This is a genomic window from Erwinia sp. 198 (genome assembly GCF_003937915.1).
Lineage (GTDB): Bacteria > Pseudomonadota > Gammaproteobacteria > Enterobacterales > Enterobacteriaceae > Erwinia > Erwinia aeris.
Genome location: NZ_RHUM01000001.1, coordinates 455111 through 472263, shown reverse-complemented (window position 1 = coordinate 472263; position 17153 = coordinate 455111). Strand labels below are relative to the sequence as shown.

At 56.7% G+C, this 17153-nt stretch carries 17 protein-coding genes; 6 read left to right on the top strand and 11 right to left on the bottom strand.

Annotated elements, in window-relative coordinates:
* Positions 1 to 5: 5 nt before the first annotated feature.
* From gudD to EGK14_RS02130, 3 genes are read right to left on the bottom strand one after another with little or no spacing between them, the layout of a single operon-like run.
* Positions 6 to 1340 (bottom strand): glucarate dehydratase, encoded by a 1335-nt coding sequence (gene gudD / locus EGK14_RS02140; RefSeq protein WP_125287417.1) that lies wholly within the window; start codon positions 1338 to 1340, stop codon positions 6 to 8.
* Positions 1341 to 1361: 21 nt separating this feature from the next.
* Positions 1362 to 2699 (bottom strand): enolase C-terminal domain-like protein, encoded by a 1338-nt coding sequence (locus EGK14_RS02135; protein WP_125287416.1) that lies wholly within the window; start codon positions 2697 to 2699, stop codon positions 1362 to 1364.
* A 9-nt stretch (positions 2700 to 2708) separates the two neighbouring features.
* Positions 2709 to 4052 (bottom strand): MFS transporter, encoded by a 1344-nt coding sequence (locus tag EGK14_RS02130; RefSeq protein WP_125287415.1) that lies wholly within the window; start codon positions 4050 to 4052, stop codon positions 2709 to 2711.
* A gap of 499 nt (positions 4053 to 4551) precedes the next feature.
* Between EGK14_RS02130 and garD the strand changes: the two genes are divergently transcribed.
* Positions 4552 to 6111: a galactarate dehydratase gene (gene garD, locus EGK14_RS02125; protein ID WP_125287414.1), complete on the top strand. Its 1560-nt coding sequence runs from the start codon at positions 4552 to 4554 to the stop codon at positions 6109 to 6111.
* Positions 6112 to 6148: 37 nt separating this feature from the next.
* Here garD and EGK14_RS02120 read toward each other — a convergent pair whose 3' ends face one another.
* The 4 genes from EGK14_RS02120 to syd all read right to left on the bottom strand — a co-directional run bounded on the left by EGK14_RS02120 (position 6149) and on the right by syd (position 8842).
* Entirely contained in the window at positions 6149 to 6598 is a 450-nt protein-coding gene (locus EGK14_RS02120; protein ID WP_125287413.1) for a flavodoxin, read from the bottom strand.
* A 2-nt stretch (positions 6599 to 6600) separates the two neighbouring features.
* Positions 6601 to 7395, bottom strand: a complete 795-nt coding sequence (gene truC / locus EGK14_RS02115; RefSeq protein ID WP_125287412.1) for a tRNA pseudouridine(65) synthase TruC — start codon at positions 7393 to 7395, stop codon at positions 6601 to 6603.
* Positions 7395 to 7721 (bottom strand): YqcC family protein, encoded by a 327-nt coding sequence (locus EGK14_RS02110; protein WP_125287411.1) that lies wholly within the window; start codon positions 7719 to 7721, stop codon positions 7395 to 7397. Before EGK14_RS02110 ends, truC begins: the two co-directional genes overlap by 1 nt.
* A 566-nt stretch (positions 7722 to 8287) precedes the next feature.
* Positions 8288 to 8842: a SecY-interacting protein gene (gene syd, locus EGK14_RS02105; RefSeq protein ID WP_125287410.1), complete on the bottom strand. Its 555-nt coding sequence runs from the start codon at positions 8840 to 8842 to the stop codon at positions 8288 to 8290.
* 125 nt (positions 8843 to 8967) lie between these two features.
* On the opposite strand from syd, the gene queF reads away from it, so the two are divergent.
* The 3 genes from queF (at position 8968) to xni (ending at position 12139) form a co-directional block, all read left to right on the top strand.
* Entirely contained in the window at positions 8968 to 9810 is an 843-nt protein-coding gene (gene queF / locus EGK14_RS02100; RefSeq protein ID WP_125287409.1) for an NADPH-dependent 7-cyano-7-deazaguanine reductase QueF, read from the top strand.
* Between the two features lie 178 nt (positions 9811 to 9988).
* On the top strand, positions 9989 to 11347 hold the full coding sequence (gene ppnN, locus EGK14_RS02095; protein WP_125287408.1) for a nucleotide 5'-monophosphate nucleosidase PpnN: 1359 nt from the start codon (positions 9989 to 9991) through the stop codon (positions 11345 to 11347).
* A 39-nt stretch (positions 11348 to 11386) separates the two neighbouring features.
* A complete protein-coding gene (xni, locus tag EGK14_RS02090) occupies positions 11387 to 12139 on the top strand; it encodes a flap endonuclease Xni (protein WP_125287407.1) in 753 nt (250 codons plus the stop codon).
* 97 nt (positions 12140 to 12236) lie between these two features.
* Here the strand turns inward: xni and rlmM are convergent, their stop codons facing one another.
* The 4 genes from rlmM to EGK14_RS02070 all read right to left on the bottom strand — a co-directional run bounded on the left by rlmM (position 12237) and on the right by EGK14_RS02070 (position 15260).
* Positions 12237 to 13337, bottom strand: a complete 1101-nt coding sequence (rlmM, locus tag EGK14_RS02085) for a 23S rRNA (cytidine(2498)-2'-O)-methyltransferase RlmM (protein WP_125287406.1) — start codon at positions 13335 to 13337, stop codon at positions 12237 to 12239.
* The gene (locus EGK14_RS02080) at positions 13330 to 13725 is read right to left on the bottom strand and encodes a DUF423 domain-containing protein (protein WP_125287405.1); all 396 of its coding nucleotides are present in this window, start codon (positions 13723 to 13725) and stop codon (positions 13330 to 13332) included. Before EGK14_RS02080 ends, rlmM begins: the two co-directional genes overlap by 8 nt.
* Before the next feature lie 57 nt (positions 13726 to 13782).
* Positions 13783 to 14697 carry a transcriptional regulator GcvA gene (locus tag EGK14_RS02075; RefSeq protein WP_125287404.1) on the bottom strand — a complete coding sequence of 305 codons (915 nt, stop codon included), beginning with the start codon at positions 14695 to 14697 and terminating at the stop codon, positions 13783 to 13785.
* A gap of 338 nt (positions 14698 to 15035) precedes the next feature.
* Entirely contained in the window at positions 15036 to 15260 is a 225-nt protein-coding gene (locus EGK14_RS02070) for a YgdI/YgdR family lipoprotein (protein ID WP_125287403.1), read from the bottom strand.
* 224 nt (positions 15261 to 15484) lie between these two features.
* Here EGK14_RS02070 and csdA point away from each other — a divergent pair, with 224 nt between their 5' ends.
* Complete coding sequence (csdA, locus tag EGK14_RS02065; protein ID WP_125287402.1) at positions 15485 to 16690, top strand: cysteine desulfurase CsdA; 1206 nt, start codon at positions 15485 to 15487, stop codon at positions 16688 to 16690.
* Between the two features lie 2 nt (positions 16691 to 16692).
* Positions 16693 to 17136: a cysteine desulfurase sulfur acceptor subunit CsdE gene (csdE, locus tag EGK14_RS02060; RefSeq protein ID WP_125287401.1), complete on the top strand. Its 444-nt coding sequence runs from the start codon at positions 16693 to 16695 to the stop codon at positions 17134 to 17136.
* Positions 17137 to 17153 lie beyond the last annotated feature (17 nt).

Sequence of the window (17153 nt, the reverse complement as noted above, 5' to 3'; positions counted from 1 at the left end):
TTGGGTTAGCGCACCAGGCAAGGACGTTTGTTGTCAAACGTCCAGTCCGGCACCAGGAACTGCATAGCCTGCGCGTCGTCGCGCGCGCCCAGACCGTGTTTTTGGTAAAGCTCGTGCGCTTTCATAACGCGATCCATATCCAGCTCTACGCCCAGGCCAGGCCTGTCCGGCACCTGCACCATGCCGCCCTTGATTTGCAAAGGCTGCTGCGTCAGGCGCTGGTTGCCCTCCTGCCAGATCCAGTGGGTATCGATGGCCGTGATTTTGCCGGGCGCCGCCGCCGCGACGTGGGTAAACATCGCCAGCGAAACGTCAAAATGGTTATTGGAGTGAGAACCCCAGGTCAGGCCGAAGTCATGGCACATCTGCGCAACGCGCACGGAACCCTGCATCGTCCAGAAGTGCGGATCCGCCAGCGGAATGTCGACGGACTGTAAAGAGAGCGTGTGCCCCATCTGACGCCAGTCGGTGGCAATCATATTGGTAGCCGTTGGCATGCCCGTTGCGCGACGGAACTCGGCCATCACCTCCCGCCCGGAATAGCCCTGCTCCGCGCCGCAAGGATCTTCGGCGTAGGCCAGCACGTCTTTCAGCTGCTTGCCCAGCTCGATCGCTTCGTTGAGCGACCAGGCGCCGTTAGGATCGAGCGTAATGCGCGCCTCAGGAAAACGCTTCGCCAGCGCGGTCACCGCTTCGGCCTCTTCGCTCCCGGCCAGTACGCCGCCTTTCAGTTTGAAATCGTTGAAGCCATATTTTTCATAGGCGGCCTCCGCCAGGCGTACCACGGTTTCAGGCGTCAGCGCCTCTTCATGACGCAGGCGATACCAGTCGCAGCTGTCGTCCGGCTGGCTCTGATAAGGCAGCGAGGTTTTTCGGCAATCGCCGACGTAAAAGAGATAGCCCAGCATTTCCACGCGATCGCGCTGCTGCCCGTCGCCGAGCAGAGAGGCGACGTTGACGCCAAGGTGCTGGCCCAGCAGATCCAGCATCGCCGCTTCGATGCCGGTCACTACGTGGATAGTGGTACGCAAATCAAAAGTCTGGTTGCCGCGCCCGCTCGCGTCACGATCGGCAAAGGTGTTGCGCACGTGGCTCAGCAGATTTTTATATTCGCCGATGCCGTGGCCGATCAGCAGCGCCGCCGCTTCCTCCAGCGTCTTACGAATTTTTTCGCCGCCGGGAATTTCGCCGACGCCCGTGTGGCCGGAATTATCTTTAACGATAACGATATTGCGGGTAAAAAATGGCGCGTGGGCGCCGCTGAGGTTCAGCAACATGCTGTCGTGACCGGCGACCGGGATGACCTGCATTTCTGTGATCAGTGGAGTAGCCTGACTCATAACGTATTCCTTCTGTAAGGTTCAGCGCCCAAAGGCCGGGCGCTTGCGATCGAATGTCCAGCCGGGGATCAGGTATTGCATGGCGGCGGCATCGTTGCGCGCGCCGCCGGGCAGCGTTTTATAGAGCGCATGGGCTTTTTCAATTTGCGCCCAGTCCAGCTCAATGCCCAGTCCCGGCGCGTCCGGCACGGCAATCTTGCCGTTGCGGATCTGTAACGGTTCTTTGGTCAGGCGCTGATCGCCTTCCTGCCAGATCCAGTGGGTATCAATGGCCGTCGGCTTGCCCGGCGCGGCGGCGCCCACGTGCGTAAACATCGCCAGCGAAATATCGAAGTGGTTATTGGAATGGCAGCCCCAGGTCAGCCCCCAGTCGTCACACAGCTGGGCGACGCGCACCGCACCGCTCAGCGTCCAGAAGTGCGGATCGGCCAGCGGAATATCGACGGCGTTTAGCATCACGGCGTGGTTCATTTCCCGCCAGTTAGTGGCGATCATATTAGTGGCAACCGGCAGGCCGGTCGCACGGCGGAATTCCGCCATCACCTCACGGCCTGAAAACCCCTGCTCCGCGCCGCACGGATCTTCCGCATAGGTCAAAATACCCTGCGTGTCTTTACACAGCGCGATAGCTTCATCAAGCAGCCAGGCACCATTGGGATCGACGGTGATCCGTGCTTCGGGGAAGCGTTTTTTCATCGCTTTCACCGCCTCGATCTCCTGCTCGCCGGGCAACACGCCGCCTTTGAGCTTGAAATCTTTGAAGCCATATTTATCCTGCGCGGCTTCCGCCAGCCGCACCACGGCCTCGCTGTCCATCGCTTTCTGATGACGCAGGCGATACCAGTCGTGCGTGGCGTTCTCGCCGCTCAGGTAGGGAAGATCGGTTTTTTCCCGGTCGCCGATATAGAACAGATAACCCAGCACCGTCACTTCATCACGCTGTTTGCCCGGCCCCAGCAGTTCCGCAACCGGCACGTTCAGGCACTGTCCCAGCAGATCCAGCAGCGCCGCTTCCAGCGCGGCCACCGCGTTGACGCGCAGTTCAAACGTCCACGCGCCTTTGCCGAAGGTATCAAAATCCGCTGACTGGTTGCCCTGATGCACCTCCTGCACCAGCCGGTTCATCCTGGCGACTTCCCGCCCTTTAACCTGGTGGGCGGCATCCAGCAGCGTCTGGTAAATCGTCTCGCCGCCCGGCGCTTCTCCCACGCCGGTGTGTCCGGCGCTGTCGGTCAGCACCACGATATTGCGGGTAAAGTAGGCGCCGTGCGCGCCGCCGATATTCAGCAGCATGCTGTCGTGTCCCGCTACCTGGATCACTTTCATATCGGTGATCACCGGGCTGCTTTGCGTCGTCATAACTCGTCCTTACAAAGGTTTCAGTTCAATACGCTTGATGTCGCGTACCAGCACCAGGTAGCTCATCACTGCGACAAACGCATGAATACAAACGTAAATCAGCGCGCCGTTATAGGAGCCAGTGGTGGCGATGATGTAACCGATAACCACCGGCGTGACGATGCCGGAGATATTGCCGAACATATTGAACAGCCCGCCGCTAAGCCCGCTGATCTCTTTCGGCGCGGTATCCGCCATCACCGCCCAGCCCAGCGCGCCAATCCCTTTGCCGAAGAAAGCCAGTGCCATAAAGAACACCACCACCCATTCCGTTTCGACGTAGTTACAGACCACCATGGTGATAGAGAGCAGCATGCCGAGAACGATCGGGGTTTTACGGGCGATATTCAGCGATCCGGTTTTACGCATCAGCCAGTCGGAAATAATGCCGCCCAGCACGCCGCCCAGGAAACCGCAGATGGCCGGAATCGACGCCACCATGCCGGCCTTAAGAATGGACATGCCGCGCGCCTGCACCAGATAAACCGGGAACCAGGTGATAAAGAAGTAGGTTAAGGCGTTGATGCAGTACTGACCCAGGTAGATACCTATCATCATTTTTGACGTAATCAGCTGCTTTATCTGGGCTTTCTTCTCCGCCCAGCTGACTTTACGCTCGGCTTTTTTCATATCCATATTAATCAGCGCGCCGCCCTGCTCCATATATTCCAGCTCGGCTTTATTGACCCCCGGATGGTCGTTCGGATCGTGGATGACTTTGAGCCAGATAAAGCTGATGATGATGCCCAGCCCGCCCATAAACCAGAACACGTGCGCCCAGCCGACTTCGGAGGTAAGCCAGCCCATGATCGGAGCGAAGATCACCGTGGCGAAGTACTGCGCCGAGTTAAAAATAGCAACGGCGGTACCGCGCTCCTGCGCGGGGAACCAGGCGGCGACGATGCGGCTGTTGCCGGGAAAAGAAGGCGCTTCCGCCAGGCCGACCATAAACCTGAGCATAAACAGCGTGACGATAATGCTAAAGCCGCTGAGCAGATCGACAAAGCCCTGCAGCAGCGTAAACAGCGACCACAGGAAGATGCTCCAGAAATAGACGCGCTTTGAGCCGAACCGGTCCAGCAGCCAGCCGCCGGGGATCTGCCCTATTACGTAAGCCCATGAGAAAGCCGAGAAGATATAGCCCAGTCCGACCGGATCCAGCCCGATGTCTTTCGACATTGCCGAACCGGCGATAGCGATAGTGGCGCGGTCGCCGTAGTTAAATGAGGTGACGATAAATAGCATCACCACTATCCAGTAGCGAGCATTAGTTCTTTTTTGCACGGTGCTCGCAGCACTGCTGATTGAATCCATGATGCACTCCTGAAATATAGCGGTCAGGCAAACTCACTCTGGACTGCATACACATCGCGTTGGGTATCAGAATGATGTCAGGTTAAACACAGCGATTAAGTGGCAGAATAATCACAACGTTCAAAGCTTTCGTCCCGTTTGTTAAAAAGTATAGGGAGGCCTCCCGGCTAAAGCACCGGTAAAATGCCCTGTTAAAACGGGAAAAACCCGGAGATGTTGTTGCATATGCCCAATCCCTTGCGGAGTGGCTCACGGAAATACACGGTTCTGCGGGTGCGGTCACGTTCCCTTTTCCTTTGTGAGCCTCCTCACTACCGCCTGTACTCTTGCCTGAAAATATGCTGATTGTTACCGCGCCATGTCGGACATTTGCATAATGTTTTCGGCCTTAAGCCTCTCTATACTGTCCAACAGCAGAATAATTCCACCCGAAAACGCGTCTCACCCACCTTTAAAATAAAGAACGTGCCGATTCATTTATCTCAGGACTTGTCGAGCAATGAACATTTCCAGAAACGATCTCCCCCTTTATATAAAGGTGCATGAAAATGATAACGTCGCCATTGTTGTAAATAATAATGGATTAAAGGCTGGTACGACTTTTTCATGCGGACTGGTACTAAAAGAACATATTCCCCAGGGGCACAAAGTTGCACTAAACGATATTGCGCAAGGCGGCAATATTATTCGCTATGGCGAAGTGATTGGTTATGCGGTGCGCGATATTCCTCGCGGCGGCTGGATTGACGAGTCGCTGGTGGTACTGCCCGAAGCGCCGGATCTTGCCAGCCTGCCGCTGGCCAACAACGTGCCGCCCGCACTGCCGCCGCTTGAAGGCTATACCTTTGAAGGCTATCGCAACGCCGACGGCAGCGTGGGCACGCGCAACCTGCTGGGTATTACCACCAGCGTGCACTGCGTGGCGGGCGTGGTCGACTACGTGGTACAGATTATTGAGCGTGAATTGCTGCCAAAATATCCTAACGTCGATGGCGTGGTGGCGCTGAATCACCTTTACGGCTGCGGCGTGGCGATTAACGCGCCGGCCGCCGTGGTCCCAATCCGTACCATTCACAATCTGGCGCTGAACGCCAACTTCGGCGGCGAAGTAATGATTGTCGGCCTGGGCTGTGAAAAATTGCAGCCCGAGCGCCTGCTGGAAGGCACGCCCGACGTGCAGGCGATTTCGCTGGATGATAATGACGTGGTGCGCCTACAGGATGAGAAGCATGTTGGCTTTGAATCTATGGTTGCCGATATTTTACAGGTTGCCGAGCGCCATCTGCAGCGTCTGAACCAGCGCCAGCGTGAAACGGTGCCGGCAGCGGAACTGATCGTCGGCATGCAGTGCGGCGGCAGCGATGCCTTTTCCGGCGTAACCGCCAACCCGGCGGTAGGTTTCGCTTCCGATCTGCTGGTGCGCTGTGGCGCGACGGTGATGTTCTCAGAAGTGACCGAAGTGCGCGATGCGGTGCACCTGCTAACGCCGCGCGTGGCGACACAAGAAGTCGGTCAGCGTCTGCTGGAAGAGATGGCCTGGTACGATGACTATCTGAACATGGGCAAAACCGATCGCAGCGCTAACCCTTCGCCCGGCAACAAAAAAGGCGGGCTGGCGAACGTGGTCGAAAAGGCGCTGGGTTCTATCGCCAAATCGGGACGCAGCGCTATCGTCGAGGTGCTGTCGCCAGGCCAGCGGCCAACCAAACGCGGCCTGATCTATGCCGCCACGCCGGCCAGTGACTTCGTCTGCGGCACGCAGCAGATGGCCTCGGGCATTACTTTGCAAGTGTTTACTACAGGACGCGGTACGCCTTACGGCCTGGCGGCCATCCCCGTAATCAAAATGGCGACGCGCAATGCGCTGGCGGACAGGTGGCATGATTTGATGGATATTAATGCGGGCACCATTGCGACCGGCGAGGAAACCATAGAACAGGTAGGCTGGCGGCTATTTGAGCTGATCCTGGATATCGCCAGCGGCCGGAAACAAACCTGGTCCGACCGCTGGGGGATCCGTAACTCGCTGGCGGTATTCAATCCGGCACCGGTTACCTGATGCTGCGGGCCTTCCCTTCAGGGCGAAGGCCCGGCTATTAATCCAGCCGCTTCAGCCAGGCCTCAACCCACGGCGAAGAAAGCGTTTCAGGCTCCGGATAGTCGTTGGCATCGATCAGCAGTACATCACCAATCCGCTTCGCCGAGTGTTCCTGCAACAGCGCATCGAACTTTTTCCCCGCGCCACAGAAATCATCGTAGTTGCTGTCGCCCAGCGCTATCACGCCGTAGCGCAGATTGGGCTGATGGCCCAGCTTGTCTTTGATAGCACAAAACAGCGGCGTGATGCTGTCCGGCAGATCGCCCTGAGCCGTGGTCGAGGTGATGACCAATGCCACGCCGTCGGCGTACCGCTGCCACTGTTCAAGCGTGGGATCTTCAAAAATTTCCACCTGATGACCGGCATCCGTCAATAAAGGCTCCGCTTCTTCCGCCACCAGCAGCGCGTTACCGTAAACCGTCCCTACAAAAATGCCTATTTGCGCCATGCTTATCTCCTCGTTGCCTGGTCTGAACCGCTATCCTGCAGGCAAGATGCCGCAAACTCAACCCTGGGAAGAGTGGGGAGAGCCTCTTCCCAGCCAAACTGCGCCATCATTCCCTGCCAGACCGGATCCAGGCCCGCGCGCAGCAGCAGAGGCTCACCCGTTACCGGATGCGTCAGCCGCAGTTCGCTGGCGTGCAGCATCAGCCGCGTCATACCGAAGTGCTGCGCCGCGCTGCGATTTTGCCGCAGATCGCCATGCGCGCTATCGCCGATAATCGGATGACGCAGATGGGTCATATGCCGCCGCAGCTGGTGCTTGCGGCCCGTCTGCGGCTTCAGCTCCATCAGCGTATAGCGCGAGGTATCGTACCGGCTGACCGGCACCGGCAGCTCCGCTTTATCCAGCGCGCGCCAGTGGGTCACGGCAGGCTGCGGTTCCTTATTCTGCTCGCTGAACTTGTCAGCGATCTTATCCAGCTCTTCAGTTAATGGATAATTCAGCGTTTCTTCGCCATCCAGCCAGCCTCTGACCACGGCATGATAGGTTTTTTGCAGCTGGTGCTGCTCAAACTGCTGCGAAAGCAGGCGGGCCACCTCGCTGGATAAACCCATCAACAGCACGCCCGACGTGGGGCGATCGAGCCGATGAACGGTAAATACGTGCTGGCCTATCTGATCGCGCACGGTTTGCATTACGAAAACGCTTTCATGCCTGTCGAGCCAGCTGCGGTGCACCAGCCAGCCTGAGGGTTTATTCACCGCGACCAGCCACTCGTCCTGATAAAGGATCTCCAGCATCAGGCGTCGTGCTCGAACAGTTGATCAAGCTGGTTCAGCATGTGCAGCAGATTGGCGCGGCCCGGAATAGCGCCTTCCAGCGCCACTTCATAATAAGGGGCGATAGCCAGCTTTACCGGCAAAGCAGACTGAGCATCCAGCAGCGCCTGCATACGCGGCAGGAAAACCCACTGTAGCCACTGGATCGGCATCATGGTATCTACGCAAAAAGGTTCGGTGCTTTCAAACGCCTCGGCGTTTGGCGCGCAGGTTTGCCACAGCCCGGCGTCATGTAAGGCCTGCTCAATAGCCTGCAGGCGATTGCGGATTTCAAGTTCCCGGCTCATCTAAGCTCTCCTGGTCAGTTTTAAAGGGTCGCAAGCATAGCATTACCGCCGACAACGGGATAAGTATGGACGAAAAAAAGGGAGCACTGTAAAAACAGTGCTCCCGGTTCGTTCGCAGCAATCCAGCTACATTTAGTGCTCCCTGCTCATCCCTGATAACTTTGTCCTGCAGTTTTCCCTACAATTTCACCGTCAATGGCGATGTCCCTAAGCATCCTGGCTTACCGCTCTCCGGCAGTACGTTTCTCCTTCCTGGAGGTGTCCCTTTTTCTCACTCCTGAGATATCTTGCGCAGATCTGAAGTCCTTAACGGGTTCTTTCAGGCTGCCGACCGGCTTGTTCCTTAAGCCACCATCCCTTGTGACAGGCTCAAGTTTGCCTTAATGAACCTGACAAACAATAGGCTGAAAAATTTTTTTTGACCCCGGCAGGTTTTCTTACAAAAAGCGTCATAACAACTTTATGATTTACTTTACTTTTACCGGAGAAAACGTCTTTTTTTCTTAAGATATAAAAGCGATCTCTTACAGAGTCTGTAAGAGATCTCTCACAAGATAAATAACATTTTAGCTTAAGGGATCAATAATTGGTAAAGAAACAAGGAATTGCTCCAGGTTAGCGGCCAGTACCGTTTGCTTTTTGGTACCCAACTTTTCCAGAATCACTTCCCCGCTCAAATTACATACGGAAATGATTTCCAGCTCGGATGGCGTGGTGGCAATAAAAAACGTTGGCGAGTGTTTAAGACGGCGCTTCATAACCAGATGACCGATCAAATTTTCCTGCATACGCTCGAAATCATCTTCGCTCCATATTTGCAGCAGCGTGCAGGGCTGGTCGTTGACCAGCGTCTTCATATCGCCTGCAAATTGTGAAGTATACCAGGCAACGACGGCAGGCTGAATTTGTAAATCGAGCGCGCGCTCTATGTTTTCCAGGTTTTTGGCGAGGGTAAAGGGCTGCGGCAGCCACCAGACCTCATCGCCAACGATTTGCTGCACGCAGGGCGAGGGAACGCCATACAGCTCGCTGCTGGCGGGCGGGTGACCGCATTCGCTGACCCACCGATCACAATAGTTGCGGGTAAAATCAGCCAGGGCGCGGGAGGTTTCATCAATCATTCTTTTTTCACTCTCTGGTGCCTGAGTTACACTAAGGCTATACGTTTTTAGTTGCGTCGCCCGGGCCTTCCCGGCCGCAGACGATTGATCACTTCACCTGTCATATCAGGCTATAAGGTAATGCAATGTCTTCAGATACACATCAGGCACTGAGCGGCCTGACGTTAGGAAAACCCACAGAGTACCACGACCAGTATCAGCCTTCTTTGCTCCAGGCAGTGCCAAGAAGCATGAACCGTGAGCCGCTGGGGCTTTATCCTGACAGTTTGCCCTTCCACGGCGCCGATATCTGGACGCTGTACGAACTCTCCTGGCTGAATGCCAAAGGCCTGCCGCAGGTGGCGATTGGCGAAGTCTGCCTGGATGCCCACAGCGTTAACCTGATCGAGTCCAAGAGCTTTAAGCTCTATCTTAACAGTTTTAATCAGACCCGCTTTGGTGACTGGGGCGAAGTCCGGGCGACGCTGGAGCGCGACCTCAGCGCCTGCGCGCAGGGCGAGGTCAGCGTTGCGCTGTTCCGGCTGCGGGAAATTGAAGGACAGCCAATAGGCCACTTCAGCGGCCACTGCATTGACGAACAGGATATTGAGATCGACAGCTATACCTTCAGCACCGACTATCTCCAGCAGGCCACGCAGCCGGAAGTGGTGGAAGAAAAACTGGTCAGCCATCTGCTGAAGTCTAACTGCCTGATCACCAACCAGCCGGACTGGGGTTCAGTGCAAATCAGCTATCGCGGCCCGCGTATTCAGCGTGAGGCGCTGCTGCGCTACCTGGTGTCGTTCCGGCACCATAACGAATTTCATGAGCAGTGCGTTGAGCGCATTTTCAATGATATCTTGCGCTTCTGCCAGCCGGAAAGCCTGAGCGTTTATGCCCGCTATACCCGTCGCGGCGGCCTGGACATCAATCCCTGGCGCAGCAACGGCGCATTTAAACCCGGTCTGTCCAGGCTGGTACGCCAGTAGCACTTTGCGTACCGTCGCGCATAAACGCACGATAACATTGTTAACTGTTTGAGAATAAGGCTAATCTGAAGCGGGCATCGGGTGCCCGGGAACCTTTTTTCGCCGTCACGCTCGCCGTCTGTTCGGCGGGCTTTTGATGGGGAGCGACCACCGCCCGGACGGGTGCAAAGGAGTTAATTTGATCACACATATCAGCCCATTAGGCTCCATGGATCTGTTGTCTCAACTGGAAGTCGATATGCTGAAGCGCACCGCCAGCAGCGACCTTTACCAACTCTTCCGCAACTGTTCCCTTGCCGTACTCAACTCCGGCAGCCAGACAGACAGCAGCCATGAACTGCTGTCGCGTTTTGAAAACTTTGATATTAACGTGCTGCGGCGCGAGCGCGGCGTCAAGCTGGAGCTGATCAATCCGCCGGAGGAAGCCTTTGTCGACGGTCGCATCATTCGTTCTCTGCAGGCCAACCTGTTTGCCGTGCTGCGCGATATTCTGTTTGTAAATGGCCAGTTTGACAGCGGTTTTCAGCAGCAGGACGTGGATGACTCGGTGCGCATCACTAACCTGGTGTTTTCGCTGCTGCGCAACGCCAGAGCGCTGCACGTCGGCGAGCTGCCGAATACCGTGGTTTGCTGGGGCGGCCACTCGATTAACGCCGTTGAATATCAGTACTGCCGCAACGTCGGTTCGCAGCTGGGCCTGCGCGAGCTGAATATCTGTACCGGCTGCGGGCCGGGCGTCATGGAAGCGCCGATGAAAGGTGCCGCCGTGGGCCACGCGCAGCAGCGTTACAAAGAGAGCCGTTTTATCGGTCTGACCGAACCGTCGATCATTGCCGCAGAGCCGCCGAATCCGTTGGTCAACGAACTGATTATCATGCCGGACATCGAAAAACGTCTGGAAGCCTTTGTCCGTATCGCCCACGGCATCATTATTTTCCCGGGCGGCGTGGGCACGGCGGAAGAGCTGCTCTATCTGCTTGGCATCCTCATGAACCCACAGAACCGCGATCAGGTGCTGCCGCTGATCCTCACTGGTCCGAAAGAGAGCGCCGATTACTTCCGCGTGCTGGATGAGTTTATCGTCAGCACGTTGGGCGAGGCCGCTCGTCAGCACTACACCATTATTATCGATGACGCGGCGGAAGTGGCGCGCCTGATGAAAAACGCGATGCCGAAAGTGAAAGAATATCGGCGCGAGACGGGCGACGCCTATAGCTTTAACTGGTCAATACGCATCGCGCCGAATTTGCAGGTGCCGTTTATGCCCACGCACGAAAATATGGCCAATCTTAATCTCTATCCCAATCAGCCTGCCGAACAGCTGGCGGCCTCGCTGCGCCGCGCGTTTTCCGGCATTGTGGCGGGCAACGTCAAGGAGCCCGGGATCAAAGCGATTAAGGAACAAGGCCCGTATAAGATACACGGCGATGCAGAAATCATGCGCCGCATGGACGATTTGTTACAGGGATTTGTTGCCCAGCACCGCATGAAGCTGCCGGGAACGGCCTACATCCCCTGTTACGAAATCATTAAGTAACCCTCAGCGGAGCGGCAGCCGTGCCGCTCAGTATCCCCTATGACTATTCATCTGTTGATTATCGATGCGCTGAATCTGATTCGTCGCATCCACGCCGTGCAGGATTCCCCCTGCCAGGAAACCTGCATTCATGCTGTGCAGCAGCTTATCCTGCACAGTAAACCGACCCATGCGGTAGCGGTATTTGACGACGACGATCGCCACGAAGGCTGGCGTTATCACCGCCTGCCGGACTATAAAGCCGGACGCACGCCCATGCCGGAGACGTTAAAAACAGAGATGCCGCAGATCCGGGCGGCGTTTGAAGCGGCGGGCGTGGCCTGCTGGCACGCGCCGGGCGAAGAAGCGGACGATCTGGCCGCCACTTTGGCGGTAAAGGTTGCCGACAGCGGCCATCAGGCCACCATCGTATCGACCGATAAGGGCTACTGCCAGCTGCTGGCTCCGAATATTCAAATCCGCGACTACTTTCAGAAGCGCTGGCTGGATTTGCCGTTTATCGAAAAGGAGTTTGGCGTAGCGCCCGCGCAGCTGACGGATTACTGGGGGCTGGCCGGTATCAGCAGCAGTAAAATCCCGGGCGTGGCGGGCATTGGGGCGAAAAGTGCGGCAGAGCTGCTGCAAACCTACGGCTCGCTGGCGGCGATTTACGAGCGGCTGCCGGAAGTGGCGGATAAATGGCGCAAGAAGCTGGAGCAGCAGCAGGAGATGGCGCATATCTGCCGCGAGGTGGCGACACTGAAAACCGATCTGCATCTGGCCGGCAACCTGAAGGATCTGCGGCTGCCGTAAAGGCAAGCGCGCGTCCGGGGCCTGCCGTTGATAGCGGACATAGCGGCAACTTCATTGCCGCCTGTCTTTTGCCAGCGGGCTGCGGCCCGGAGCCGCTTTAGCGCTCGTCGCGGCGTCCTGGCGTCGCGCCCCAGATGCGGCGAATATGCACGGTAACTTCTTCGCGGTCATGATAAAGCTGGCGCGCCTGAATTTGCGCGTTGATGCCGTTGGCCTTCAGCTTCTCGTCAATCATCGCCAGGTTTTGTGAGACTTCTTCATAGCGCTTTTTCATCGGCAGCTTGAGGTTGAAGATAGTTTCACGGCACCAGCCGTTCACCAGCCAGTCGGCTATCAGGTTAGCCACGCGTACCGGTTTTTCTACCATATCGCATACCAGCCAGTAGATGTTGCTGCGCGTCGGGCGATATTTAAAGCCGTCCTCGCGATGGTGGAAAACCTGCCCGGTATCCATCAGGCTCGGCGCCATCGGACCGTTATCGACGGCGTGCACCATCATGCTGCGCTTCACCAGCTGCCAGGTCCAGCCGCCGGGACAGGCGCCTAAATCAACCGCATAAAGGCCGCTGCCCAGGCGTTCTTCCCATTCGTCGGCCGGTATAAAAACGTGAAACGCTTCTTCCAGCTTTAACGTCGAGCGGCTTGGCGCATCGGACGGGAACTTCAGCCGTGGAATGCCCATAAAGAACGGGGAGTTGTTCTGCGGCAGCGAGTAGCCGACGTAGCAGTAGCCCGGCGCGATAAAAAAGACGTGCACCACGGGACGCTTGTCGCTTTCGTAATTCAGCAGGATGCCCGCCGAGCGCAGGCTGGAACGCAGCGGCACGGTGAACTTGCGGCAGAATTTCAGCAGCTCTTTGCTCTCATTGGTGTCCGGTACTTCAACCCGCAGCTCGCCGCCCTTTTCCACCACGCCGGTCAGCATCCCCGTCACCGGCGTGACGCGATCCTCCGGAGGCAAATCGCGCAGCAGCTCGCCCACTACGATCATCTGACGCGAGAAAATCAGCTCGCTGAAAGGCAGCTCGCGCAGCAGTTTTTCGGCGTCTTCAGGCTGATAGCATTCGAACAGCACGTAAGCGGAATCTTCTTTTACCCGCGCGAAGCCAAATACTTCTCTGGCTGCGGCTTTCGCGGTGATCTCCGCCGCGCACTCTTTCTCAAAGCCCTGACGGCAATAGAGTAAAACTTTATTCATGGCGTTCTGCCCTTTTTTTCAGACGCAGTGCGCCAATCAACATTAAAACCCAGCCGATCAGGAAGCAAAAGCCCCCTACCGGCGTAACATAAACCCAAAGCTTAAGATGGGACAGCGCCAGACAGTAAAGACTGCCGCTAAACAGTACGGTGCCCAGCGCCAGCAGCGCGCTGCTCCAGTAAAACCAGATATTGGCGCGGCTGCGCATCGCTGCCGCCAGCCCCAGGATTGCCAGCGTGTGGAACCCCTGATACTCCAGGCCGGTTTTCAGCCAGGCCATCTCGCCCGGCCCCAGCGACCTGCTTAATATATGAGCACCAAATGCGCCCAGCATGACAAAAACAAACCCGCTGATGGCCGCAAAAATCAGCATTGCACGACTCGACATTCTTATCATCCTCTGAGACAGCACGCGCCGCCGCCCTGGCAACGCATGATTAAGGGTTCAGCTTTCGTAGCGGAAGCGGAATTTTTCCTGTTCGCTGGCCGCTTTTGCCAGGATCCACTGACGAAAGGCGGCTATTTTACCCAGTTCTGCCTGACTGTCATGACAAACCAGATAAAAAGCGTTTTTACTTACCAGCACGTCGTTAAAGGGACAGGCCAGCCTGCCCGCTTCTATTTCCGTTTGCGCCATCACGTTGTTCGCCAGCGCCACGCCCTGGCCGTGGATAGCCGCCTGTAAAACCATCGCGCTGTGGCTGAAAATAGGGCCGTGCTGCACGTTAATATTTACGCCCAGCTGGCGCGTATAGGCCTGCCAGTCGCGACGGGAAGCGTCATGCAGCAGCGTAAAGCGCGTCAGATCGGCCGGCGTTTTAAGAGGATTATCGCCGGTTAGCAGCAAAGGTGAACAGACAGGCAGCAAATATTCGGCATAAAGTTTTTCCACCCGCAGGCCCGGCCAGTTGCCGCGCCCATAAAAAATCGCCACGTCGACGTCATCTGCCAGCTTCTCTTCTTCCCGATCGACGGCCTGGATACGCACGTCTATCCCCGGATAAGCTGAGTTAAAGCTGGAAAGACGCGGCACCAGCCATTGGATCGCAAAGCTGGGCAGCAGGCTGACCGTCAGTGCGCCCTTTGCGCTTCGCGCCTGAAGCTTGCGGGTAGCGTCGTTCAGCGCAGTAAAAATTTCTTTGATATCCAGGTAGTAGCTCTGGCCTTCCTCAGTAAGCAACAAGGAGCGATTGCGCCGCCGGAACAGCTTAAGGCCCAGAAAGTCCTCCAGTGACTTGATCTGGTGGCTTACCGCAGCCTGGGTCACAAAAAGCTCTTCCGCGGCCCGGGTAAAACTGAGATGACGTGCGGCAGCATCAAATACGCGCAGAGCATTTAAAGGAGGAAGACGTTTCGACATGATTACCGGTTACAGAGTGTTGGCTTTAGATATAAGACCGCTGACGCAGCTTTACGTATTAGTTTTTTTTATCCGAGCCATTATAATTTGTCCGTTGAGGATGCACCAGCAAATACCTATAGTTGCCGCACTTCCTGAGCCGGAACGAAAAGCAGTTTGAAATTGAAGCGCTTGCGCGGGGATTTTAGAAGGCTTTTGGCTTGTGGTCGTGATGTTGTGTTTGCAATTGATCTGCCTTTTGCAGATCGGGTAGTCCGACTACCGCTTTTAGATTTACCCTGTCTGTCCATAGAGATTTAATAGCACCGCAAATTGCGGTGCTTTTTTTTGTCTGGAACTTACTGGCCCATTTCAACCATTTCTTTTACGTCTGAACGGTTGATCTGCTGCTTGTTGCCGTTAGCATCTTTGTAGCTAATCATACCGGTATCGTCGTCCACTACAGGTTTGCCGTCGGCGACGATGGTACGGCCATCATTGGTATGCATGACATAATTGCTTGAGCAGGCGGCCAGGCTAAAGGTCATGGCACAGGCGGCCATAATAGCAGCAAATTTTTTCATCTTTATATCTCCTTGCAGATAGTAATGCGATAAACCACCCGCAACGCGCGACCCCGAGGCAAAAAGCGAGTAAATTGCCTGTCCTGAGAAAGCTTATTTGCGGGTAATAGTTTAAACCTTGCATAAATCAGGATAACTCGCTTTTCAGACATTGCCAGGAAAGCGCCTGTAATTCAGTTGGATTCGGTAAAAACCGCATTAATTCACCCTTATCCGAGGAGAACATGAGCATATTTTCGCCTGTTCATTTTCGCCAGCAGTTTCCCGCGCTGGACGAAGCCGGCATCTATCTTGACAGCGCGGCCACCACATTGAAGCCGGCGGCGGTGATTGCAGCCACGCAGGCGTTCTACAGTCAGGGGGCCGGAACGGTACATCGCAGCCAGTTTACCGCCGCGCGTGCGCTAACCGACCGCTACGAAAATGCCCGTGGTCAGGCGGCGCGATTGCTGAACGCCCCGCTCGCCAGCAATATCGTCTGGACCAAAGGCACCACGGAAGCGATCAACCTGGTTGCCCAGGGCTATTTTCGACCACGCCTGCGGCCAGGCGACGAGATTATCGTCAGCGAAGCCGAGCATCATGCCAATCTGGTGCCGTGGCTGATGGTGGCTGAGCAGACCGGCGCAAAAGTGGTGAAGTGGCCGATCGGCAAAGATTTGCTGCCCGGCATCGCCACGCTGGAAACCTTACTGAATGCGCGTACGCGGGTGCTGGCGCTTGGACAAATGTCCAACGTCACCGGTGGCTGTCCGGATTTAAGCAGGGCCGTTGCACTGGCGCATCACGCAGGTGCAAAGGTGGTAATAGACGGCGCTCAGGGCGTAGCGCATCGGCCGCCCGACGTAGCGGCGCTGGATATCGACTTTTATGCTTTTTCCGCCCATAAACTTTATGGGCCGATGGGAACGGGCGTGCTCTATGGCAAAACGGCGCTGCTGGAAGAGATGCAGCCCTGGCAGGGCGGCGGCAAAATGCTGACCGCCGTCAGCTTTGACGGCTTTACGCCGCAGGCGGTGCCGTGGCGTTTTGAGGCGGGAACGCCCAACGTAGCGGGCGTCATCGGGCTGAGCGCCGCGCTGAGCTGGCTGGGATCCGTAGATATGCCGGCGGCAGAAAGCTGGAGCTGTGGGCTGGCAGACGTGGCGGAAGAGCGGCTGGCGGATCTACCCGGCTTTCGCAGTTTCCGTGCCAGCGGATCCAGCCTGCTCGCCTTTGATATCGCGGGCGTGCACCACAGCGATATTGTTACGCTGCTGGCGGAAAGCGGTATCGCGCTGCGCGCCGGCCAGCACTGCGCCCAGCCGCTGCTCCAGGCGCTTGGCGTCAACGGCACCCTGCGCGCCTCGTTTGCGCCCTATAATACGCTTAACGATGTTGAAGCGCTGGTCAGCGCCATGACCACCGCACTGGAACTTTTGGCAGATTAACTATGACGACTTTACCGGCTCCGCACCCGTTCGGCACGCTGATTACCGCCGACGGCTTAAAACAGACTTTTTCCGCCTTTACGCAGTGGGAAGAACGCTATCGCCAGCTGATTTTGCTGGGAAAACAGCTGCCCGCGCTGGCAGATGAGTGGAAAACCGCGGAAATCGAACTGAGCGGCTGTGAAAACCGCGTCTGGCTGGGACATCGACAGTCGCCCGACGGTAGCCTGCACTTTTACGGCGACAGCGAAGGCCGCATCGTGCGTGGGCTGCTGGCGGTGCTGCTGGTCAGCGTGGAAGGAAAGCTGCCCGAAGAGATATTGCAGAGCGATCCGCTGGCGCTGTTTGATGACCTCGGGCTGCGCGATCAGCTCAGCGCCTCGCGCAGCGCCGGACTGGCGGCACTGGCGGAAGCGGTGATGAAGGCGGCGAGCGAAGCGGGTTAAGGAAAGCAGAAGCGGCG